The following is a 23021-nucleotide window of genomic DNA, read 5'->3' as shown; positions in this document are numbered from 1 at the left end:
GTTCCTCTCCTGTATTCACAATGTACTACGCCGTAGTTCATAAAAATATTGCACAATCGGATGCTTCAACTGCATCTTCTCGCTCATGTTTAAAATCCGCTTTTTCCCAACCCGTCTGTCCACTAAAGCCAGAATATTCAATAAGATATCATCACTCTCTATGCTTTCCTCTATAGAAGTAGATAGAAACTTATTAGCTATAACGATAAAATTCGATTTACTTAATGAGGTCTGTGCTGACAAAAGCTCCTTTGCAACTTCTGATATCTTTCTGCTTCTTGCAATGACTATTAGACGATCCTCCGGGATGATCCCTTTACTATCTTTTCTAACCGCTTCGATGTCTTCAGGGCGGATTGGAATTTGGAGTTCTGAATCATTCTTAATCTCCTGCTCCGTCTGATACCATCTGATTGAGCTAGTTCTATCATTCATATTGAGTACGTTCTTTTTATCTACCGAAATATAACAGCTCCCTGATTTATCAGGTAAATAACGGTAACTGCTTGCACGATATTCAACCTTGCCGGATAACGCAGGACATAGAAAACTCTCCAGTTGTTGCTTTAATTTGCTCCAGGACATGTATCCTCCAACAAGACGATCTCTTCTCCTCGTCTTTGTCTTATTTTTATATTTTCTTTTCCCCAAGAACACATAACATCCACGATCTTATTGGCTGTAACGCCATATTCCGTGAGGCTGTATTCAACTTTTGGCGGCATCTGCTGGTACACGAATCTTTTGACAAGCCCATCCCTCTCAAGTTCACGAAGCTGCTGGATCAGAACCTTTTGTGAGATGCCCTGAATATTACGCTGTAATTCAAATGATCAAATTAAGCTTACTCAAAACTTCATTGTTGCATATATTTTTTTCTGGGTCCAGTACACACCTCGAAGTAACCATCTTACTTTATTGTGTGTATTTTCTTTTTTTACAACCTGCAAGATAATAATAATATTCATAAATAATATAGGCCTGAGAATGGAGATTCATCATGAAAACACTAGTGATTTTGGCGCATCCGGGCCTTGAGAATTCGAGGGTCAACCAGCGCTGGAAAGAAGAACTGCTATTATATCCCAACGACATTACCCTTCATGAGATTTATAAGGAGTACCCTGACTGGAATATTAATGTTCCTAGAGAGCAGAATCTAATGGAAGCATATGACCATGTGATCTTTCAATTCCCGTTGTATTGGTACAGTTATCCGCCGCTATTAAAAAAATGGTTTGACGATGTGTTAGCTTACGGATGGGCTTATGGATCAAACGGGAACAAGCTTAACGGGAAAAAGTTAGGGCTGGCCCTGTCCATTGGTGATAAAAAAGAAAATTATCAGCCAGAGGGCTCTGTTTCTTTTACCGTAGACGAAGTGATCGCACCCTTTAACGCCGGTGCCAAACATGTAGGCGCAGAAGTCCTACCGTACTTTGCTGTTTTTGGAGCTTCATTTCAAGCCAGCGATGAAGAAATTAATACTAGCGCAAAAGAATATATCGAATATATCTTTAATCACCGTATTTGACACAAAACAAATTGGGCTATCCTTAGTCTTGTTCAAAGACTTTAAGGATAGCCCATAACATTGTTGAAGCGGTCTAAAGATTCTCTGTAGTAAGTGTGAATCCTTCGATCACGGCATCTTCGTCAACCTCAATCAAAATGCAGCGTCTCCCATGATAATTCACTTGCTTCACATATTTTAAATCCTGCGGGCTGACCGAAATCGTAGCTACCTTTGTATCGATCTTAATCGATTTGGTAGTGAATTTCGGCATTACGCTGCTCGCCTTCATCTCATAATGCTTATCGTCAACGATCGTTTCAAACGCCCGTTCCACTTTTTCCATTGTCACGTTCTCTACGCCACTTACCGTCAGTACACGTTCCAGATCTCTATAATCGAGCATTGGAGGTTCTTCCTTATCGTCGTTGGTTTCGATGACCTGATGGATCTCCTCGTACACCTGTGCGAGAGTGGTTGCATCAAGCTGTTCGCCCGCCACTTCCTTCACGATGTCTTCGAATATAGCTCTCTCTTCCAGAGCCGTATTGGATCTTTCGGCATTCAAGACCTCTCCGACAAAATGCGGATCCGGAAAGTTCGATTTCCCCGTACAATACAGAATGCGGTTCACATCGGAATAATTGTCCGTCACGCTTGGGTAAAAGAAACCTTGCTCCGGCGTACTTAACTTGACAATCGGATCTACAATGACATTGTACTTGAACTCCCGCTCCACGTAATCAAACAAGAGAGCTTTCCGTTGTTTCTCCGTGGAATTCACGCTGCATAGGATAAAAGGATGCGCGAATAGTTCGTTTTTCTCACTTTCCTCGGCTTCATCGTTTCTATCTTTAGTCGGGCGGAAATACTGTCCGCGAACGAAAGTGATCACCGTATCCCGTTCATAATGAGTATCCGCCATCATTCTGTCCACCAACAGCAGCATCAGGTCCTGCCATTCATCCGGATCCCCTGTCACCAAAGCTTGATGAAGCATCACCTGCGCTGGCTCCTCCGCTTCCGCTTGAAACTTCAACTCGAACAATTTCTGATCCAGTTCACCGGTCAGGAGTTTTTTGAAATTGCCCATATACAGCTCCTGCTTCTCTCTGTCCACCATTCCAAACGGCTGGCGCTCCCAATGATAGATCTCGTTGCTTTCCTTCATAATATACACGTTGAGAATATCGTAAATACTCATTAAATCGTGATCCAGCTTAAATTGCTTGCGTATATGCGCGACTTCTTTCTTTATCATGATTCGTTAGACAACTCCTAGGAAGATTAATTGGTCTTTTCAGTATAAAGGATAAAAAAAACCTTCGCTATATTAGTTGAAGTTAAGATTTTTCTATTAAGGTAAGTGCGTGACTGAGGTGAATGTTTGGACTTCCCCTCCATTCGTGCTCGTACTCATCAATTTATCGCATGCTCTAATGCATAGTCTTCAAGCGGAATATCTACCTGTTGATTCATGGCCAGCTTGGCTAGCTGCTCACCAAGAAAGGGCCCCATCGTTAATCCGGATGACCCTAGTCCATTAGCAACAATTAGTTTATTCCATCCTTGAACCCTGCCCAACACGGGAAGAAAATCTGCTGTAAATGGACGGAACCCTACTCTTATCTCATTTAGGCTACAATCCGCAAGACCGGAAGCCGTTTGCAGACCTTTATTTAATATTTCTTGCATTCCTCCTGCGGTTACAGCAGTATCATAACCTACGACATCATTTTCGTGAGTAGCACCTACCACGATATTTTGATCCGCAAACGCAAGGATATATTGATCTGTAGGCGGCATTACCACAGGCCATTGCTCTGTACTCGCTTGTTGAGCAAGCTTCAAATGCATAATTTGAGCTTTTTGATAACGCACCTGGAGCATGATCCCAAGCGGATGAAGCAAAGCGTTAGACCAAGCCCCTGCGCACACAATCACTTCATCGACTGTGAATGTCTGTTCTCCTACACTAACCCCTTTAATTTCATGATCAGCATACTCTAAAATAGCATCGCCCTCAATCATTTGCGCACCGTTACGCTGTGCCGCTCTTAGCAAAGCATCACGTAATTCACGACCGTCCACTCTTGCTGCACCGGATACATGAAGCGCATGGTAACCTTCCGACAATAAGGGAAACTTCTCTTGTGCTTCAAGATCCGTCAGCATCGTAAGTTCCCCTATTTCAGGGGCGTCCTCTCTGCGCAGCTCCGCTCTTTCTTTCATCGCGAGTAACTTTTTCAAATCCTCATGAATACATATCGCTCCAACTTTTGCATATCCAGTCTCGGTTTCTCCAGCCTCTTCCAACTCTTGAATAAGTACCGGATAAAAGCTTGCTCCCGCTTTAGCAAGACGATACCATGCTTTGTTTCTGCGTTGAGACAACCATGGACAAATAATCCCTGCTGCTGCATCCGTTGCTTGTCCAACATCCTTACGATCTATAATGATGACCTCAGCACCTAACTTACTTAGCTGATAAGCTGCTGAAGCCCCTAATATGCCTGCACCAATTACAATAACCTTGTTCATATTCGAAGTCCCTTCAGTTATTCATTTTTTAATCATTCACTACTTACCCATTATATCTTAAATTTGACATTTATAATGAATTATCGTACTATAAATCTCACTCAGTTAAAAGTACTTTAATTGGAGTACTAAAATAAAAGTGTTATTCAGAAGAAAGAAGGTATACCGTTGAAGTTTTCACAGTTTTTGAAGTCCAAAGGGGCCATTGGTTCTATTTTTATGGGTGTGTTCTATGCCATTGCGATGCTTGGTATTTTCTTACCAGGGTATACAGCACTTCCAGGGAACATGGATGATTTAAAAATTGCTATCGTCAATGATGATGCCGGTCAATATGGGGCTCAGATTTCGAGTCAGTTCTCGGAGAGCTTACCATTCAAAACGATAAAAACCGATGTATCGAATAAAAAGGCGATGGATGAATTAGAACATAATAAGTTAGCTCTAGTTGTCCATATTCCAGAAGAATTTTCCGCCAACGTTCAAAGCGGTAAGGTATCCGCAAGTATTGATTTCACAGTCAACGAAGCTTCTGCCACCATGGTATCTTCAGCCATGTCTTCCGTTGTAGGAGAAATTAACAAACAATTAAGCACGAACTTCTCAGAGCAAACCGCAAAAGGTGTGTTAATGAACTTTAACGTACCAGAAGAACAAGCCACCGCAATGGCTACACAAATTGAAAATAGTTATGTCGGGAATTATGTTGTCATCAATGATGTTCCGGACGGCATGCACAACAACATGCTACCTATGTTCTTAACTATGGCTGGTTATGTTGGGGCAATGATTGCCTCCATGCAATTAGTTGCTTCTTTTAAAGCGAACCGCGGGAAAGCAAGCAAGACAAAACTGTTTATGTTCGTTCAACTCACAGCTTTATTAATCGCTGTATTATCAACTGTCGTTGCTTTAACCATTGCCTTCTCTGTTGCAGATGTAGACCTATCCTTACTGTTACCAGTTGCTGCTCAGCAAATTCTAATGTATATGGCTGCATTTAACGTGTGTGCGATTATGGTCTTCCTAGTTGGCGAAGGCGGTATGGTCTTAAATATTCCAATCCTGCTCATGCAAACCATCGCCAATGGTGCTACCATGCCTCGTGATATGATGTATACACCATACGATTGGTTCGGCCGCATCACCCCAATGTATTATTCTGTGCAAGCTTATTTGGCACAAATGTTTGGTTCTATTAGTCCAGCACCCTTCTTATGGGGATTAGCAGGCGTATTTGCCGGGGCTATGATGATTAACATTGTTATCGTCCGGTTTGTTCATAAACCTGTACCTGTGACTAAAGAAACTATACTGCCCGTTGAAGTTAAAAATACAGCTGAAATAACCGCCTAGGTTTGGTAAGATAGAGTTTAGCCAACAATTAGGAGTGGGTTCTGTGATGTCAATTCAAATTTATATCTTAAGTAAGTTAATGGATGAAAATAATTATCCTTATAAATTAAAAAAAGAACTATCCACCCCTATTCCATTTGATACATTGCTAAATCTATCTGAAAGCAAACTATATTATCATTTTGAATCCCTTACGAAACAGGGCTTAGTTGAACAGGTAGAGATTATCAAAGAAGAACATCGCCCAGACAAACAGGTGTTTTCCATTACCGATAAAGGGCGCAAGCAACTCCCGCTCAAAATTTATAAGGTAATAGAAGATGCAGAATCTATTTCAGATATGATTGTTGCTCTTGTGAATCTTCGTTTTGTAGAGACTGATAAAGTGATCCCGATTATCGAGAAGAAAATTGAACAGTCACTTATAAAAAAAGATCAATTAAATCAAATTTACCAGCAAATAGATGTAGATAGCTCCACCCGTGACGTCGTAGATTTCATGGAAAGCTACTACGCTTCTCAACTTGAGCAATCTATACACTGGTGGAAAGTTCTTTTAGAAAAGCTGAAAACGAAAACTATATAAAAAAGAATGCCTTGGATTATTGCATAATCAAGGCATTCTTTTTTTATTTCCAGCATCAATCACACAATAGCTTTTTTCAGTTATTCACTTTTAATCAATTTATATAAAAAGTATGGAGCACCGATTAAAGCCACGATTACTCCTGCTGGTATTTCAGTATTGGCTACTACCATTTTACCAAGCGCATCTGCAATAACAACTAATCCGCCACCTATTAGTAGGCATGCGGGAATCATTATTTTATGACCACGAAAGAGTCGTCTAACTAAATGTGGAACTACTAAACCTACGAATCCAATACTTCCACTAACGGCAACCGCTGGTGCCGCCAATAATACACTACATACTAAAAACCAAACGCGATATTTATTTAAAGATACCCCTAAACTAATAACTACAGGATCGTTAAGCCTTAGCACATCCAATATAAGATGATTCCGAATTAATAAAGGCACAATAAGAAGTAACCAAGGCAGCATAGCATACACGTGACTCCAATTACTATTCCCTATGTTCCCTGCCAACCACACCTTAATCATCTGATATTGCGAAGGATCTAGTACGAAGGTTAACACAATCATAAATGCACTAATCGCAGCCGCAACAGCAATACCTGTATAAATTAATCGAATGGGAATAATGCCTTGATTGCGATCATAGGAAAGCATAAATAAGAGCGCCACAACGATAAATCCGCCCAATAGGGCGTACAAGGGCTGAACATAAGTATGTAAGCCGGTAGAACTATTTTGTAAGAGTAAAAATAACATCATGGATAATCCAGCACCAGCATTTATCCCCAGTATGCCCGGGTCTGCTAAAGCATTTCGGCTTATGGCTTGCAGCAGCATTCCTGCTATTGCCAACGCGCCACCTACTAGAAAACCCAAGATCATTCGAGGAATACGGAACTGAAAAAGTACAAGCTCCTGCCTCGGTGTTCCCTTTCCTAATACGGTTTGCCATAACTCTTGTAAGTTTAAGCTGCTTTGACCAGTAGATACACTATATATAAAGCCTAGCAGTAAAATGATTGCTATAATTATAAATTTCCATCTTAGCTTCACTATAGTTCCCGCCTTTCTTTACGTGCCAAATATAGAAAGAACGGAACACCAATAACCGCAATTACAGCACCTACAGGGATTTCATAAGGGGCATTTACGATACGTGCCACTAAATCAGCAAGCACAACAAGGGTGGCTCCCAGAATTGCGGATAATGGAATAATATAACGATAATCCACACCCACTATGTAACGTACCAAATGCGGAGCAATTAAGCCCACAAAGCTTACAGATCCAGCTAAAGCACATGAAATCCCAGCTAACATGAATGCGGCTAAAAGCGAAAGATTTTTGATAAGTTTAATATTAACGCCTAACCCTTCCGCTGTCTCATCCCCTACAGATAGTATAGTAATCGACTTTGAAATTACGATGGCAAGTAATAGCGCAAGAAGCATCCAAGGCAACATTTGCTGTAGATGGGTCATGCTAATGCCACTTAAACCTCCTCCATACCAAAAAGCCACCTGCTGAGCCACTGAAAAAAAGATACTTATTCCTTCACTTAGGGCAGTTAGCATAGCAGAGATGGCAGCACCCGCCAGTACAAGCCGAATAGGCGTCATGCCTCGTTTACTTAATAGGTCAACACTAAAAACTAAACCCGCTCCTAATCCCGCACCTAGAATACAGAGCCAAAGTGTACCTGTGAATGAAATCGTTGGCAGGAAAACCATGGCAATAACTAACGTGACCCCGGCCCCAGCATTTAAACCAAGAATCCCCGAATCGGCTAAAGGATTGCGACTAATCCCTTGAATAATCGCTCCACTTACTGCAAATCCAGCGCCTGTTGCCATAGCGGCAAGTACCCGGGGTAAACGAATCGACTGGATCACCTGATGAGTAGAAGACTTATCATCAAAAGCAATGATCGACATGAATACATCTGCGAAGGGTATTTTTTTCGCGCCAAGGGCCATAGCAAGCACTAATACGCCTATTAATAGGAGGAGCATGAAGATTAGCAATACTAAAAAGGAGAACTTTTTTTCTCCTGCTAGTGGTGATTTCTGAACATTTGCGGCCAATGTTTCCAACCCTTTCCCTTCACTTTACAAAAAGAGCCAGCCAAGGGCCAGCTCAGATGCAAACGAATATGATTTCTAACGCAAGTCAGAGGATGTGGTAAGCAAAAATTTGACGGCCCGACTAATCGCACCCGAGATTACACTTACATGCTCCTCTTGCTCAAGCAATGCCCAGTTTACTTCAAAGCTTGGAAGGTGTAAGGCCATCATGCTGTTACATAAATCCAAGCTATCCTTGACCATATAATCCAGCTCTTCTCCACCGGCAATCATAAGTGTTTTAGGTAACTGACTTAACGTATTGCTGTGTAAATCAGCTTTAAAACTCTCATATTCCTTTAAAAGTGCGTAGTCATTCCACCAGATGGAAGCACTGCTTGCAATATAATGCGAAAACAAGGTAGGTTGTGTAAATAAGGCATGCAGAACAAATAATCCGCCAAAGGAATGACCAAACAATGCTTGCTTCTGCTTATTGATAACGAACCGCTGGGCAATGGCTGGCATTAACTCTTTTTCAAAAAAAGCTAGCAGCTCATCTGCCCCGCCAAATTCAGGCCAAGGCTCGCCGTTGGGACGTTTCGGTAAATTCGCGAGCTCGGCTGGCATGGTTAAATCATAGGTTCGACGCACGGTATCAAACGCCTCACCTCCAGGATAACCAATGCCAACAACAATCGCGGGTGGATAGCCTTTAGGCTTACGCGTCAGCAATCGGGTGATTTCAGCAGCGGTTTCAAAAAGTCCATTACCGTCAAGAACATAAATGACACCGTAGCCATCTTTTGCAGGCTCATCCAAAGGCTTGGCAATAAAAATTTCATAGTCCTTATTGTTAGCTTTACTCGTGATCAGCATCGTTTCATAGTTTGGTTTTACATACGGTTTGATAATCATGGCAGCAGGAACGCTACAATATCGTCCATCGTTTTTTGATAAGCAATTAATCCGCTAGATCTCCAGTGATCGCCATCCACCTCGAACACTTTACCTGCTTGAACTGCAGGCAGCGCCTTCCATAAAGGACTAGCTTTAATGTCTGCCAGGAAGGCATCTCCCAGACCATCATTATCGTTAATGAAAATATAATCAGCATCTAAATCAGACAGCATTTCCAGCGAAATATCAGCGGACATTTCACCTTCTACAAGAGCACTTTGAGCAAAGCCTAGCTCACTCAGCACATAACCCCCGTAATGGAAGTTACCCACTAAAAAGATCGCACGAGCATTCGCATTAATATAAATTGCTTTTTTACCGGCAGAAACGCTGGCTAAATGTGCTTTAGTTGCTTCCAGCTTTGTATTGTAAGCAGCAATAGCTTCTGTTGCTTTATCCTCTAAACCTAGCAATTTCGCAATCGTTTCTGTGGCTTCCACTACATTGCCGAGTGCATTCTTAAACACGTAAGTTGGAGCAATTTGCGAGTAGTTTTCATAAACACCATTTTGTGCATAAAAAGCAGTGGGGAATATAATTAATTCCGGCTCCAAATCTACTACAGATTCTGGAGAGGGAACACCATTAGCGAAGCTGATTTCTTGTACACCACTTAACGTATCCTGTAGATACTGCTGCGGTCTTTCACCCGTGGACCATTGGGCTACTGGGGTTACACCAAGGGTAACTAAATAATCCTCTAAACCAGGGGCATACACCTTTTGTACAGTCCCCGGAATGTTTACTGTATTGCCTACTTGATCAGTTACTACAAACGCTTCTCTAGCCGCTACTTCCGTTTCTTGTACAGTTGGTTCATCCGTTGCAGTTGCACTCGTTTCACTGGTTGTTACTGGAGTATCTGTTGCTTGCTGATTCGCTGTATTATTGCCGCCGCAAGCTGTTAGTAGAATGGATAATAAACTAACCATTACAACATAACTTATTATTTTTGTATTAAACCCCTTCATGATAGACCTTCCCTCTTTCCTATATTCTCAATAATAATCATTCTCAGTATTGAGTGTATAAGAGATAGGAAGCATTGACCATGTAACATCTTATGATTAGACATGTACATTTTCAAGGTATCATCATTACTGCAACTTCCTCTAGCATTCGTTTTAAAGCCACAGGAGAGTATTCAAACCAAGGATCAGAATGAATAACATAGATTTGTTGCTGCTTAATAGCCTCTAACTGTCTGAACCCAACCTCTCTCTGCAAATGATGCCATGTTGCGCGGGACTCATCATCGGGGCATATAATCGTAAATAGCTTATCTACCTTCAATCTACTTAACTCTTCAAAAGTAATCTCGGCATTATATAGACCAGGCTGCTCATAACTAGATTCTGCACCCAAATCCTGAAATAAAAGATGCTGAATGCCTGTATTACAATAAGCAAAGATTTGCTGCTGATAGATACGTATAACTAGAACTTTAGGTGGATTAGTGGTCCAGTCTAACCTGCGCCGAACGTCTTCCAATCTTGCCCTATACTGCGTGATCCACTGTTTCGCTTCTTCTTGTTTATTTAGTCGGGCAGCAAGTTCAGTTAAGGCTACTAAACAATCTTGCTTATCATCCAGCCAATAGATTGGAAAATGATCCTCTATCTGTTTTACCAGCTCTGACGACAAATCTTTTGGAGAAATAAGAAGATCAATTGGCAAATGCAATAGCTCATTTGGGCTGCAATAATTTTTATTTTGCGTCAAGGTTACCTTATGCTCGATTTCTTGCGCCCACAAATTATAGTAGTACGGTGTCCACTTTGCACTTAAAGGTGCAGCAAACGGGATGATTCCTGCCGCATGTAGATACCCCATCATATTCCCAGTTACAACTCCGATATTAGATTTTTGCTGGCTGGAATACATCGTTGGGGATATCCCTTCGACCTTTTTGAACACTCTACTAAAATAAAACTCATCACTATATCCAACCGCTTCTGCTATAAACTTCAAGCGCACGTCTTCCTTTTGCAATAATTGTTTAGCCTTTTGAATCCGCAGCTGCGTAACGAACTCCATTGGACTTTGTATATATTCCTGTTTAAACGCCGAGGAAAAATAACTGGAGCTAAGACCAGAAAGATTAGCTAAATGTGCTAAAGACAAGTGCTTCGTGAAATTCTCTTCAATATATCTTCTAACCTCAGTTAAATCCGTCTTTTGCGATTGTTTTTGCATTCTGTCACCTCTTTACTGCTTATATAAATGCACTTAACTCTTTATTCATTCATTAATTGATAATCATTATCAATTATACTTTTGTTTTTGGGGGGTGGCAATGGTTGGGGAACGTTCTATAAAAGTGTGCTCAAAAAAGAAGACGCTCAGGGGACTAATCCCCTCGCGTCTTCTGTGTGTAACTATAGGCTGCTGCTGCCCGGAGTAAGTCTTTTATTTTGAATCTACAGCCGGAGCCGGAGCTGCAACCGCTGCTCCATTCTTTTGCAAGTTCTCCTTCACTTGACCTTGCTCTAAAGGCTGAACAGGCGCACCAATGTTAAAGCTATCAATGATTTTCCCTAGTGTAGCTTGGTCAAAATCTACTTGGGAATACAACTCTACTGTATAGCCATCCTCTTCCCAAATCACAATTCCATTTGCAAAATAAACTTTAGTCCCGTTGATTACTTCTGTCTTCACTTCTTCCGTAGTGCTGATCCCATTGTCCCCGCCCTTGGAGATTAGAAAATCCACAGCATTCTCTCCGGAATTATACTGCACTTCAACCATGCTGGTCCCCTGAAGAACACAATTCACAAACTCATAGTCTCCCATCCAGTCGGGTGCCGGGAAGTTCATACCAAGTGCTGCACGGGCTTCATCCAGATTTAACTTAGCTGCAACCGGCAATTCAATGACCGCATTCTCCCCGCCTTGGGCATCTTCAGATGGAGTCATTGACTGTGCAGCCGAAGGAATTTCCTTATCGTATTGCGTGATTTCGAGATTTCCTACTTCAAACTTTGCCATTATCGATTGGAACATGTCCTGTGCATAGGAGGTTGCAGAGAATGCTCCACCCAGACAGATTACTGCACTGCCAATCACTATTGCATTTCTCCAGCTGCTTTTTTTCATCGTTATCCCGTCCTTTATCTCTGATTGGGGGCTAAGAGCCCCATGGTCCAATTTGTATATCAAGCGGTTATAGATTCTTTCTTTGGCGGTAGTGCTGCCCTGTTCGGCATTCTCAAGCCGTTCTATGGTCTTGCTGAATTTGGTGAGATCATCTTTCTTATTCATTTTTGAACCCTCCTGCCTTTAAGGAAATATGCAGTTTTTTCAAGCTTCTATATACTACGACACCGATATTGGACTCACTAACTCCCAAGATCTGTGCAATTTCGGAATTTTTCAGCCCAGCCCCATATTTCATTGCAATGATATTGCGTTCCTTCTCACGCAGCTTGGAGAGCGCCTTGAATAGTGCCTGATTATTATCCTCACGGATCGCCAGCTCCTCAGGAGACGGCTTGGGAAATATAAGCTCCAGCAACGAATCCAGTGAGGTATAGCTTCTTTTCTTCTGCGCCCGAAAGTAGTCCGTCACAGCATTTCTTACAATGGCAAACAGCCACACCTCAAAATTCGATTTTTCTTGTGAAAAACTATAATACTTACACATCACAGTCTCAAACACCTGACTGCATATGTCCTCTGCCGCGTGGTGGTTATTAATCCGATAACAGATATATTTGTAAACACGTTGGTAGTACGTATCATACATCCGGGTAAATTCCTCTTTGGACATGATAGCTTCACGTGATCTTTCGGTATTCATGTAACGCTCCACTTTACCTTGGATAACCTCCATCTCCACCCTCCTTCCACCTCACCTTCATCGAAAAGCTAAACAAATTGCGCAATTTGTTGTGAAGAAACTTACATATGTTAATACGGAGAAAAGGGCGGAGCATTAACAAAATGTTTTGATAATTGTGGATAGTGAGAAAAAACGCGGAAGCCAGCGGCTTTTTTCAACATTCATTCAATAGAACATACAGCAACTTCGAGCCGAATTTGTGGGATAAGGGAAATTCTATTATGAACAAGGTCAGCCGATGTTTCGGCGAGCTTATAGGCAAGTGGACGAAACAATGGCGGTAAAAGAGTGTTATCCGCGAAAGCGTTGATACTAGAGTTGCGGGGTGGATATAGGGAGGTGAAAAAGGGGAGAATCTCTGCGTTACAATTAATTTCATAATTTATGTACTTCAATTGTTCAAGTGAAATTTCCTTTCATTTCATTAATAATTTCCACAGTACTAATCTTCCAATTTAATCTCTCACGAACCAAAAAAAACAATAATTCGCCGGAGTATACCTCTTTTAGCACATTTTCCGAATTATACACCATCACTTCAAAACCAGAAGCTAGCACGAATACTTAAAGTATCCGCGCTAGCTACACTATAGCCAAATCCACTTTTGTATGATTCAGCTTGAGTTCGATGATGTTTTCGTTCCGTTCACCTTACTTCATTTTCACTAACCTAAATATTCCGAACTTCAACAACCTTCCCTAAGTCCACATACTGCTCATGATCCAGCTTCACCTTCACTCTGCCCTTTCGGCGCTTCTCCCGCCATTCACGAAGCTCTTCCTCCGTTTCTAGACGGAGCTCAGCAATCTCCAAGGCCCGATCCAGGATGTACTTGCTCGTGTAAAGCACCGTATAGATCCCTTGTCCTCCTAGTGTGATAGGCGCGTTTAAACTCTTCCATTCCTCAACCGTAAATCGTACATACAGATCTTCTTCAGTACCCGGGCGACAAGGAACCTCTTTAATCTCATTACGCCGCAGCACCTTCCAATCCGCTACTTTCCCTATCCAGTGAATCCCCGTTTTTGCAGGATCAATGAACTTTTTGCGGGATTGGCACATCGCTACGTATTCAATTTGCGTTAGTATCTTCTGATTTGCAAGATTCCTTAACGGCATATGATAAAAAGCTTTCTGCAGCGCCACCTCCACTTGTTCGGGTCCCCGGACAGAACCAACAAGCACATTTTTGCCCGCAAGCTGGTTGGCATAGTATTCTTTCGTGCCGCGCGGACGAGTGGATCATTAGTAATATTTTTTTATATGAGAATTCCTCCACTAAGTATGTATAATTTGGTGATTAAACCATTATATTTAGTACTTCCACATATTATATAAATCCACCAGATAACAAAATCTTCTGTACTTCGACTGTGCGGTTTTATCTTGTTCTAACTTGATTTCACTTACATCATCATTTAAGTGACTCAACTGCTCATCCACATTCAATCCAAAACAAAGCGCAGTTTGCATAATTACAACCAGCCCATCAAGTAGTCCATTGGGATAGGTCTGTAGAAAGCAAGCATAATCATGCAGAAGTTCTACTTTTCCAGATAAAATCTCTACGGCATATAAATTCATTTTTGCCAAATATCGAAATTCACGAGCAATCTCTTGCCCGTCCGGTCCTAAATCCTCCAACCATCCAAGTTCTACGTATCTGTAAATGCTATCCCTGGCTTGCTCGTAATCCCCCAGATGTTGATATGCAACTCCACGCATCTGTTGACTGAACCCAAAATAATAAACAAGTGGATGCTGCATCTTAATTAGAGGTATTGTCGTCCCCATCGCCTTATAGTACAGTCGCTCTTCATATATACGCTGGGCATAGCTATGCAAAATATCAGCAGTGTATAGCAGCTTATCCCACTTTTCAAAGTAATGTGCAGTTTCCAACATTTCGACAAGAACATCCGGGTTGAAGGCTTTAAGAATAGAGAGATGCAACCGTAAATCCCCCTTTTTTATCCATTTATACCTTCATTGTATATTTTGTAATCTAGAGGGTCAATATAAAAAGTACTAATAAGTACAGTTTTAATTATTATCAAGTTGCCTTTAATAGTCTGTTACGGTTAGCATTCCTCTTCTAACCTTAATGTAGAGGTGATCCTATGAATTTACCAGAAAGCGTCGGCAATCGCATTCGCGAGCTTAGAAAAGCAAAAGGATGGACACAAGAACAACTTGCCGAAGCTGCTTCGCTTCACTACAGTTACATAGGTGGTGTCGAACGAGGAGATCGAAATATCTCATTAGAGACACTAGAAAAAATTATTGCGGCGTTTGATGTTCCAGCTATAGAATTCTTTCGCTTCGAGGATGAGACACAGCGTCGCAAGGCGCTGGATGAGCATATGGCTTTGCTAAGCAGTAAAAGTGCAGAGGAAATAGCAGCACTCACTCGAGTAACCCGGGAAGTGATTGCTGCTACGGGATTAGATAAGAGAGAAAAGTAGGAATTTTAAATATTAACTTCATTACAAATATATTTAAATTTAAAATTCTGTATAAGAAAAAATACATTACCATATCGTTGTGTAGTACTGCACCACAACGTACGTCCTCCTAGCATTAAATTGAAGAGGTTTAATATGCCATCTACCGGTGTCTTTAGTTCATGAGATGTATTGGTCTATAGGCTCTGAAATACGCTGGCGAAGTTATAGACCTAGCTGAACATAAAGACGAAACGCCTTACAGATAATTTAGATGTGTTGGTCTGTTACCATTATGCCCATTAATAGCTATGTGCTCAGATTAACTTTAATCGGGGATGTTATTTAACTTTGACTATTAATACTTCTCGCATGACTTCAACTTTGCATTTAGTCTTGAAAAATATCCTTATCACAATTGCCTGACGTTATCTCTTTTTTAAAAGCAAAAACATTTTCTTTTGGAAGATCTCATACGATAAACGGAGAGTGTGAGTTGTAAGGATATTTTAATAATCTTTATATCCGTCCTGAATATTCTCTAGCAGGAAGCATAGAAGAAGCCGAGCGTAACTCAGTATAAGTACCTGAATTATACTCGGCTTCAAAGGAAATAGTATTGCTAAATATCATCTGTAATTAACACAGTCATAAAATCATAAATTTGATTTAATTTCTAATACTTTAAGTGCAATAACTTCCTATTGCAATACTTTATTGTTATTCGCTACATATGTCTTAGCCCATTCAGCAATAGGTCTAGCTACTGCTCTCGCCAACATAACAGGGACGGCATTTCCAATCTGTTTATATACTTTATCCACATGAGCATTTCTCATATTACCTTCTTCCGCTCCGGAGCAAAACTCATACCAATCAGGGAAGGTTTGTATTCTCTGAATCTCTTTTACGGATAGTCTACGATTATTCTCTTCGCCATCGGGAAATTCCCAGGAGTCTACTCCTTTTTTTCTCATAGGTACACCATCAGGATGGATTGGTGCTTGTCTACCTGAGGCTTGTATTGTAAAACTTTGCTCATGCCAGGCCTTCTTCCGATTTCGCGACATATAGATCGAAGAAAATGAACCTTCATAAGATCGACCTGGTGATTCCCTTAAGTCTCCAATTGCATCTTCTAGAGTTATAAAAGGGGCTTTTCCTTCTCCAATACCATGTGTAGGAGAAGGAAATTCATAATTAAAATCAATATCATTTCTAACACCTACTAAAAATACTCGATCTCTTAACTGTGGTACACCATATTCTCTAGCATTCAATAATTTGTGAGTAACTTTATAACCAACAGATTCAAAATCCTCTTTAATCTGTTTAAACACCTCTCCTTTTCCAAGAGTCAACATACCTTTTACATTCTCTGCAACAAATATTGCAGGCTTTGATTGTATGAGGCATCTAATAAATTGGAGATATAAAAAATTCCGTTTATCATCTATTAACCTTGGACCAGCTTCCGAAAATCCTGGACATGGAAACCCTCCCAATACAATATCTGCATCCGGAAATTCTTTCATTTTTCTGATATCACCATTCAGAACATTCACATGATCTTGATGGTTAACTTTATAAGTATCTAATGCTTCCTTAAAGAAATCGTTGGCAAACACGGTATGAAAAACGCTTTGATTTCGTACTATATCATAAGTTTTTTTATCTTTAAAAGCTTCCAATGCTTCATCATCACCTATAGTAGCTTGTAACCCTGCTAACTCAAAGCCTAAATCCAAACCACCAGCGCCACAAAATAGTGACACAAGATTAAGCTTTCCTATATTATAATGAAGTGTACCTTCAAGATCATATTTCAGATCGTGAAGAACCATTTCCTCTTCTATTTTTTCATTTAAAAATTTCTTGATTTCTTCTATATTGAGGTCCAGAGATGGTTTATATTTTGCGCGACCACGTTTATCAATTTTCATTTAATTCGACCCTTCCATGCTGTAGTAGTGCAGCACCTAGAACATTTGTTTGTATTTATTATATTCGTATTATTAAAAACGATCAATACATAATATTATTTGAAGCTAGGAGACTCAATATGGCTAAATCAAGACTCATTGGAGACCAACATGTTCAGGAAGTTCACATGGCTCTCCTCAAAAAAACATCAGTGGGTGACGATGCTGACTGGTCAGCCAACATCTCAGAATCCTCTAGGGAGACAGCTACATTTATCTTAAATAAATTCGATTTACCAACAAAGATTACTTGTAAGTTAGACAAGAAAAATCCTGATAAACACAATGATCTAATGATTACTAAAGACGGTATTAAGTATCCCATTAATCTATTTTTTGTACAAGGAAAAGGGTCCATTCAACCTAAAAATTTAGGTGCCAAAAGTTTCCTTTCGAAACATTTCCTCTCTGTCGATATACAAGATAGATTCAATTTTTTTGTTGAACAGGAGTATATTCAATATCTAAAAGAGCTTTTAGATCTAAAAGAAGTTGACTATAGCTATATAAAAGAAATCAAGCTTTTAAAAGCAAAAGTAAGGAGCTTATTTACCAGCTTTGACGATGACAGTAATGTTTGCAGAGATCGCTTTTTATTAAGCATCCGCGATTATTGCTTCAATTTACTACAAGAAACCTATAATAGCAATCACGATGGATTCATGAATGCCTTTAATTCTCTATTAATGGTGGATCAAACAAATATTATAACTCGAATTACTAAAGGAAAAATAATAATAGAAGAATTCAAACCTGAAATTTCTAATTATCATGAAATTGTTGTATATAAAAAGGGCAGAAATACCATCGGAATACAATGTGGAACAGTAGCATTAACACTTCGCTTTAAGTTTGAAAACAAACCTGACTCTTCCATAAAGCTAGCAACCGGTTTTGAAGAATATGATAAAATCGCTGATTTTTCATCCCATATCATTAATAAAAATAAAGGCACAATACAAAAAGTTGATGATATTATATCTAAAACTTTTCATTCACCTAACAAAAATACAAGTAACGCGGTCGGTAAATGCCATGAAGCATTCGCATATTATTGGATGCTAAAAAAACACCCAAATGTTATTCAAGCTGATGATCTTGAATGCGCCGCATTTTTATCTAATTATTTACCAAAGATTGATAGTGCAACAGCTAACGCTATCCAAAAAAGTTCTGAGAAGACAGCAGAAACTATTGCAAATTATATTTATGAAAAAAAAGGGGCAGTTTTAGTTGAAGGAATTCAGATTGTTGCTGACATTTATACAAGTGACCGTTTAAATACTGGAGACTTAAAAATATCAATTCGATTTGCTAATAGTCACGTTGAAGAGTTATACATTTCCTTAAAAGCCATACGAAAAATCGGTCAAAAAATCACAACAAAAAATCCTGGAATCGGTACTATACTCGATAAAACTTATTTTAATATCAGAACAGACTTAAAATCGCTAGTAACAGAAATAAAAGAAGAATATAATCATGGTCTGTCACGTCAAGATTGCTTAATGAAAATATCCCAAGAAATTGGAACAGCGTTAGAGACAGCACCTCAGGATAATTTAAAAAGAGGCATTGAGCATTTATTAGGAGAAGCTCTTATGATTATTACTGCGTATGAACAGAACAAGGCATTTTATATAGAACATCATGATATAACTAGCGATGTAAGAGTTCTTTGTAATACTCCTAGCAAAATACAAAATACTCTTCTATGGAATAATGGTAAGGAACAAATTTCATTGAGGGTAAAATTCAGCAGTGGAGAATCGCATGGTTGGTCATCTATTAAACTGTCATCAGAATATTTGTATACTCAAATCAAAAATTAATTATCTTAGAATAGTGTTTCGGCAATGCCTTACTAATAATAGTCTTTAATGAAAGTAGGCGGAAAAGGGTGGCACAAGTATTAAATGGAAAGGGATTTGAATATGCATGCCTTCAATCAATGCAACATCAGTTATCGGAAACTCAGCAAATAGTGATTTTGACAACACCGACTTATCTAAATGCTCAGTTATCATTTCATTGTTTAGATCCTATATTACAACAAAAATTTAATTTTGCAGCAGATGCTGCAATAAGGGTATTGAGACGACTCGAACCTCAATTAGAAAATCATCAAAATAATCAACCATTGATACTTACAATTCAGCAAGATGCTAGAGGACAACAGGGTGATGTCAGAGACGTCCTGACTGTTCGTAATCAAAACCAATGGGAAATAGGATTATCAGCTAAATATAATCATTCTGCCGTAAAACATTCAAGACTTTCGCAAAGAATTGATTTCGGTAGAGAGTGGTTAAATTATCCTGTTTCAGAAAATTACTTTAGGGAAATCAGACCCATATTTGATGAACTTGAAGAATTGCGGCACAGAAACTATCTCTGGAAAGATCTTGATCATAAAGCAGACCGTTTCTATGTCCCAGTTTTGAACGCATTTATACGAGAGTTACAAAGGCTTAGCCAAATGTATACGGATATTCCTTCTCGTTTGTTAAGTTATCTTCTTGGTCGCCATGACTTTTATAAGGTGATTGCACAAGGCAGAAATAGAGTTACTGAAATACAAGGATATTCAATGTACGGTACTTTGAACAGACAATCAGGTAACGTTGCACCTCAAATCCGATTACCAAGGTTGCGACTACCATCTAGGTTTTATGATATAGATTTCAAGCCTAATTCAAAAACAACAATTTTCATTGTATGTGATGAGGGTTGGAACTTATCTGCAAGAATTCATAATGCAAGTAGAGCTGTTGAGCCAAGTTTAAAATTCGATATTCAACTGAATGGCGTCCCCCCTACATTATATAGGCATTATGAACCCTGGGACTAAACTGATATATACTAGCCATTCCTAAATATCACAGGAATGGCTATTCAATTATCTAACAAGTGACTACATACGAATGTTTGATATAGAAAAGAGTGCGTGTCCTCCACCGCCTCATCTTCACAACCCCCTTCAACCTCAAAATTAAAAGGATAACACCATAAACAAGATATCAATTTCATTTTCATAGGTCTTTCCGCCACTTATTGTTACAAAGGAAATATTCGATGCATTTACTGTCTCAGCTATACTGTAAAGCTTACGTGTCATCGTCTGTAATTTTTATTTTCTCTACTAAAGGCACAATAGAAGTCTTAGAAAAGTTTTAATGCTGTGCTGTACATTCAATTTCCTTTTTATCCTTAAATTGAAAATCAGAATGCTGAAGAATCCTACTAATTATCGCTTGATCTGAGATTTCAAAGAGATTTCCCTCATTTATCCCATACTCTCTCATCTCAGATGATATGGTGACAATTGCATTGGCATATCTATTTATTGAATACTCTTTGATTGTTTGATTGTTTCATAATCATTTGGTTAAATTTTTCATATTCATTGGTCAACCAATCGCCTTTCTAATAACATTATTTTCACGTGACAGTAATTTAAAAAGAAAATAAGAAATGCAGAAGCAACTTATTTTGTACCAATCGGAAATATTCTCACAAAATTAATTTAATAACCTTTACTCCGTGACTCTTTTCAGTTCAAATTGTGTTGCCTCTAATATCAAAATAAATCTGTTATTATTTACATCCAAAAAACTTACGGGTATAGCAAGCCCTGTAGAAGAGTCGGAGATACTTAATACTTTTACTTCATCATTCATGCTTAAACTCGGCATATCCATTTTATAAACTCTATAAAAAGAGTCATTATTATAATGTATTTCTGTAATGTTATAGAGTGGTGTTTCTAGTTCATATTGATAAACAGTATAGTGTTCAAACCCTTCTGATGAAAAGGAATCTTTATTGATTATAATTTCATCACCAATAACGTTTTGCCCTTTTAGCAGTTGAGAGGTTTACTAGCCGTGTTTTAGTATAGTTAATATGAGCTGTTTGAAAAGAAATGACTGCATTGTGAACTGCTCATAAATGAAATCGACTGCTTCGGGAGGATCGATTTGGGGGAAGCATTGAAGTTATACAATTCCCAGAAGTATTTGAGAACGAGATGAAAATGAAACGATATACAAACCTATCGCACAGAATTCATTCCATAGATTCAAACTAAAAGACGATCAGTGACCTGCCCTTTGCAGAAACTGATCGTCTCTCTTGTCTTACAGTCCTTCTTCTCCGTACAAAAAAACCGAGAAAGAGCACTTTATTTAAAAGTGTCTATTTCTCGGTTATCGTGTATTTATTCGTTATTTAATTAGTTAGGTTGCTCTTCCATCGCTCTAATGGATTCATCCACCTTCACCATCATGGAACATTCGACTCTTTTGCGGAAGACGTCACAGCTGAAGTCATAGGTACCAATTAAGGAACCCGTCGCGTGCAGTGCATTGGCAGGACAACCACCGCTGCAGTAGAGTTTAGCCCAGCAGTCTTTGCATTCCGGCTTCGAGTAGCAGTTGCTCTCTTTAAATTGACATTGCAGCTCTGGCTTTGTGATGCCATCCCAGAGGTTCCCCATGCTATACTCTTCATCCCCTACGAACTGGTGGCAAGGAAAAAGCTCTCCCCAAGGGGTGACAGCAAGATATTCAGTTCCCGAACCACAGCCAGTAATTCTCTTCTGGATGCATGGTCCTTCTGAGAGATCAAGCATGTAATGATAAAAGGTAAACCCCTTGCCTTGTTCACCACGCCCGATCATTTCCTTCGCGAGAATTTCGTACTGGTTGTATATCTCCGGCAGGTCCTCCTCAGTAAGTGCATAGGGTTCCTTTGGATCACAGATGACTGGTTCCATCGAGATTTTGTCAAAACCAAGGTCTGCGATATGAAATATATCATTGGTAAAATCGACATTGTTACGAGTGTAAGTTCCCCGTACATAGTACTCTTGGTCTCCGCGCTTTCGAACGAATTCCTGGAACTTCGGAAGAATATGATCGTAGCTGCCTTTTCCGTTAACCGTTTGGCGAAGCCGGTCATGAACCTCTTTCCTTCCATCCAGGCTTAATACGACATTGTACATTTCCTGATTTAAAAACTCGGTGACCTCATCGTTCAGCAGCATCCCGTTCGTCGTGAAGGTGAAGCGGAACTTCTTTTTGTATTCTTGTTCTTTGCTTCTTGCATAAGCTACGATCTGTTTAACCACTTTCCAGGCCAAAAGCGGCTCCCCGCCGAAAAAGTCGATGTCCAGGTTGCGATGATGGCCCGAATTTTCAAGCAGGTAATCGATGGATTTTTGTCCAACCTCATAGCTCATGATCGCTCGGTCTCCGTTGTATTTCCCCTGGCTAGCGAAGCAATAGTCGCATGATAGATTACAGGTATGCGCAACATTGAGGCAGAGTGCCTTGACATAAGTTTTTCGTTTTTTTAAATCGAGCGAGAGGTTCTCATACTCATCTTTTGTAAAAAGCTGTCCATCATTTATAAGCTCCTCGATATCCACGATGGTTTCTCGAATGTCACTCTCAGAAATGCTGGAATCATGCTTATATTTTTCTAACATCATTGTCACGATTTGGTCGACAGAAGTTTTCTCATAATCCGCTATAATTTCATATGCTAGGTCATCAACAACATGTACCGAGCCACTGTAGGTGTCGAGCACGATATTGTATCCGTTTAGTTTATATTGATGAATCATACTTGCTAATCAAGCTCCTTTTGCACACAAGTAGAAACGGCTTTGCCATCCTTTAGAGGAAGCGTCCATTTCTTAAAAATAGCCGCCCATC

20 protein-coding genes and 1 pseudogene are annotated in these 23021 nt (G+C 39.7%); 6 read left to right on the top strand and 15 right to left on the bottom strand.

Annotated elements, in window-relative coordinates; all coding sequences use genetic code 11:
• Positions 1–15: 15 nt before the first annotated feature.
• Both PODO_RS03495 and PODO_RS30385 read right to left on the bottom strand, forming a co-directional pair.
• Positions 16–585 carry an SF0329 family protein gene (locus PODO_RS03495; protein WP_038568728.1) on the bottom strand — a complete coding sequence of 190 codons (570 nt, stop codon included), beginning with the start codon at positions 583–585 and terminating at the stop codon, positions 16–18.
• Positions 567–815, bottom strand: a pseudogene (locus PODO_RS30385) (winged helix-turn-helix transcriptional regulator); the annotation flags it as partial. The pseudogene PODO_RS30385 and the gene PODO_RS03495, both read right to left, overlap by 19 nt.
• Before the next feature lie 185 nt (positions 816–1000).
• On the opposite strand from PODO_RS30385, the gene PODO_RS03490 reads away from it, so the two are divergent.
• A complete protein-coding gene (locus PODO_RS03490; protein ID WP_038568726.1) occupies positions 1001–1534 on the top strand; it encodes an NAD(P)H-dependent oxidoreductase in 534 nt (177 codons plus the stop codon).
• Between the two features lie 73 nt (positions 1535–1607).
• Here the strand turns inward: PODO_RS03490 and PODO_RS03485 are convergent, their stop codons facing one another.
• A complete protein-coding gene (locus PODO_RS03485; RefSeq protein ID WP_036684821.1) occupies positions 1608–2774 on the bottom strand; it encodes a DUF4317 domain-containing protein in 1167 nt (388 codons plus the stop codon).
• Between the two features lie 158 nt (positions 2775–2932).
• Positions 2933–4054 (bottom strand): NAD(P)/FAD-dependent oxidoreductase, encoded by a 1122-nt coding sequence (locus PODO_RS03480; protein ID WP_038568724.1) that lies wholly within the window; start codon positions 4052–4054, stop codon positions 2933–2935.
• Between the two features lie 168 nt (positions 4055–4222).
• On the opposite strand from PODO_RS03480, the gene PODO_RS03475 reads away from it, so the two are divergent.
• Together PODO_RS03475 and PODO_RS03470 are read left to right on the top strand one after the other, a co-directional pair.
• Positions 4223–5410, top strand: a complete 1188-nt coding sequence (locus PODO_RS03475; RefSeq protein ID WP_038568722.1) for a YhgE/Pip domain-containing protein — start codon at positions 4223–4225, stop codon at positions 5408–5410.
• Positions 5411–5456: 46 nt separating this feature from the next.
• Entirely contained in the window at positions 5457–5996 is a 540-nt protein-coding gene (locus PODO_RS03470) for a PadR family transcriptional regulator (RefSeq protein WP_038568720.1), read from the top strand.
• An 80-nt stretch (positions 5997–6076) separates the two neighbouring features.
• Here the strand turns inward: PODO_RS03470 and PODO_RS03465 are convergent, their stop codons facing one another.
• The 9 genes from PODO_RS03465 to PODO_RS03425 all read right to left on the bottom strand — a co-directional run bounded on the left by PODO_RS03465 (position 6077) and on the right by PODO_RS03425 (position 14828).
• Positions 6077–7063, bottom strand: coding sequence for a FecCD family ABC transporter permease (locus PODO_RS03465; protein ID WP_169744737.1), 987 nt, complete (start codon positions 7061–7063; stop codon positions 6077–6079).
• Positions 7063–8103 (bottom strand): FecCD family ABC transporter permease, encoded by a 1041-nt coding sequence (locus tag PODO_RS03460; RefSeq protein WP_038568716.1) that lies wholly within the window; start codon positions 8101–8103, stop codon positions 7063–7065. The genes PODO_RS03465 and PODO_RS03460 overlap by 1 nt, the downstream gene beginning before the upstream one ends.
• A 66-nt stretch (positions 8104–8169) precedes the next feature.
• Positions 8170–8991, bottom strand: coding sequence for an alpha/beta hydrolase (locus PODO_RS03455; RefSeq protein WP_038568715.1), 822 nt, complete (start codon positions 8989–8991; stop codon positions 8170–8172).
• Entirely contained in the window at positions 8988–10004 is a 1017-nt protein-coding gene (locus tag PODO_RS03450; protein WP_038568713.1) for an ABC transporter substrate-binding protein, read from the bottom strand. Before PODO_RS03450 ends, PODO_RS03455 begins: the two co-directional genes overlap by 4 nt.
• 112 nt (positions 10005–10116) lie before the next feature.
• The gene (locus PODO_RS03445) at positions 10117–11229 is read right to left on the bottom strand and encodes a helix-turn-helix domain-containing protein (protein WP_038568711.1); all 1113 of its coding nucleotides are present in this window, start codon (positions 11227–11229) and stop codon (positions 10117–10119) included.
• 213 nt (positions 11230–11442) lie between these two features.
• Positions 11443–12294 (bottom strand): hypothetical protein, encoded by an 852-nt coding sequence (locus PODO_RS03440; protein ID WP_038568709.1) that lies wholly within the window; start codon positions 12292–12294, stop codon positions 11443–11445.
• Entirely contained in the window at positions 12287–12865 is a 579-nt protein-coding gene (locus PODO_RS03435) for a sigma-70 family RNA polymerase sigma factor (protein ID WP_052096766.1), read from the bottom strand. The genes PODO_RS03440 and PODO_RS03435 overlap by 8 nt, the downstream gene beginning before the upstream one ends.
• Positions 12866–13544: 679 nt before the next feature.
• Positions 13545–13994: a DUF8743 domain-containing protein gene (locus PODO_RS03430; protein ID WP_155288078.1), complete on the bottom strand. Its 450-nt coding sequence runs from the start codon at positions 13992–13994 to the stop codon at positions 13545–13547.
• 195 nt (positions 13995–14189) lie between these two features.
• Entirely contained in the window at positions 14190–14828 is a 639-nt protein-coding gene (locus PODO_RS03425; protein ID WP_052096764.1) for a hypothetical protein, read from the bottom strand.
• A 167-nt stretch (positions 14829–14995) separates the two neighbouring features.
• Here PODO_RS03425 and PODO_RS03420 point away from each other — a divergent pair, with 167 nt between their 5' ends.
• Positions 14996–15340, top strand: a complete 345-nt coding sequence (locus tag PODO_RS03420; RefSeq protein ID WP_038568705.1) for a helix-turn-helix domain-containing protein — start codon at positions 14996–14998, stop codon at positions 15338–15340.
• Between the two features lie 680 nt (positions 15341–16020).
• Here PODO_RS03420 and PODO_RS03415 read toward each other — a convergent pair.
• Positions 16021–17262: a DNA cytosine methyltransferase gene (locus tag PODO_RS03415; protein WP_038568703.1), complete on the bottom strand. Its 1242-nt coding sequence runs from the start codon at positions 17260–17262 to the stop codon at positions 16021–16023.
• Between the two features lie 119 nt (positions 17263–17381).
• Here PODO_RS03415 and PODO_RS03410 point away from each other — a divergent pair, with 119 nt between their 5' ends.
• Both PODO_RS03410 and PODO_RS03405 read left to right on the top strand, forming a co-directional pair.
• A complete protein-coding gene (locus PODO_RS03410) occupies positions 17382–19133 on the top strand; it encodes a hypothetical protein (protein ID WP_038568701.1) in 1752 nt (583 codons plus the stop codon).
• Between the two features lie 68 nt (positions 19134–19201).
• The gene (locus tag PODO_RS03405) at positions 19202–20152 is read left to right on the top strand and encodes a HaeIII family restriction endonuclease (RefSeq protein ID WP_038568699.1); all 951 of its coding nucleotides are present in this window, start codon (positions 19202–19204) and stop codon (positions 20150–20152) included.
• A gap of 1383 nt (positions 20153–21535) precedes the next feature.
• Here the strand turns inward: PODO_RS03405 and scfB are convergent.
• Positions 21536–22930 carry a thioether cross-link-forming SCIFF peptide maturase gene (gene scfB, locus PODO_RS03395; RefSeq protein WP_038568695.1) on the bottom strand — a complete coding sequence of 465 codons (1395 nt, stop codon included), beginning with the start codon at positions 22928–22930 and terminating at the stop codon, positions 21536–21538.
• Between the last annotated feature and the right edge of the window lie 91 nt (positions 22931–23021).

This window comes from Paenibacillus odorifer, from assembly GCF_000758725.1.
GTDB classification, from domain to species: domain Bacteria; phylum Bacillota; class Bacilli; order Paenibacillales; family Paenibacillaceae; genus Paenibacillus_AQ; species Paenibacillus_AQ odorifer.
The sequence above is the reverse complement of the archived record's forward strand: the minus strand, read 5'-3'. Positions and strand labels throughout refer to the sequence as shown.

Excerpts from the sequence above, each read along its gene's own strand:
- PODO_RS03485 (WP_036684821.1), bottom strand. The coding sequence starts at position 2,774 with ATGATAAAGAAAGAAGTCGCGCATATACGCAAGCAATTTAAGCTGGAT.
- PODO_RS03450 (WP_038568713.1), bottom strand. The coding sequence starts at position 10,004 with ATGAAGGGGTTTAATACAAAAATAATAAGTTATGTTGTAATGGTTAGT.
- PODO_RS03440 (WP_038568709.1), bottom strand. The coding sequence starts at position 12,294 with ATGAATAAGAAAGATGATCTCACCAAATTCAGCAAGACCATAGAACGG.
- scfB (WP_038568695.1), bottom strand. The coding sequence starts at position 22,930 with ATGATTCATCAATATAAACTAAACGGATACAATATCGTGCTCGACACC.
- PODO_RS03455 (WP_038568715.1), bottom strand. The coding sequence starts at position 8,991 with ATGATTATCAAACCGTATGTAAAACCAAACTATGAAACGATGCTGATC.
- PODO_RS03495 (WP_038568728.1), bottom strand. The coding sequence starts at position 585 with ATGTCCTGGAGCAAATTAAAGCAACAACTGGAGAGTTTTCTATGTCCT.
- PODO_RS03430 (WP_155288078.1), bottom strand. The coding sequence starts at position 13,994 with ATGCCGTTAAGGAATCTTGCAAATCAGAAGATACTAACGCAAATTGAA.
- PODO_RS03480 (WP_038568724.1), bottom strand. The coding sequence starts at position 4,054 with ATGAACAAGGTTATTGTAATTGGTGCAGGCATATTAGGGGCTTCAGCA.
- PODO_RS03420 (WP_038568705.1), top strand. The coding sequence starts at position 14,996 with ATGAATTTACCAGAAAGCGTCGGCAATCGCATTCGCGAGCTTAGAAAA.
- PODO_RS03490 (WP_038568726.1), top strand. The coding sequence starts at position 1,001 with ATGAAAACACTAGTGATTTTGGCGCATCCGGGCCTTGAGAATTCGAGG.
- PODO_RS03410 (WP_038568701.1), top strand. The coding sequence starts at position 17,382 with ATGGCTAAATCAAGACTCATTGGAGACCAACATGTTCAGGAAGTTCAC.
- PODO_RS03445 (WP_038568711.1), bottom strand. The coding sequence starts at position 11,229 with ATGCAAAAACAATCGCAAAAGACGGATTTAACTGAGGTTAGAAGATAT.
- PODO_RS03435 (WP_052096766.1), bottom strand. The coding sequence starts at position 12,865 with ATGGAGGTTATCCAAGGTAAAGTGGAGCGTTACATGAATACCGAAAGA.
- PODO_RS03415 (WP_038568703.1), bottom strand. The coding sequence starts at position 17,262 with ATGAAAATTGATAAACGTGGTCGCGCAAAATATAAACCATCTCTGGAC.
- PODO_RS03470 (WP_038568720.1), top strand. The coding sequence starts at position 5,457 with ATGTCAATTCAAATTTATATCTTAAGTAAGTTAATGGATGAAAATAAT.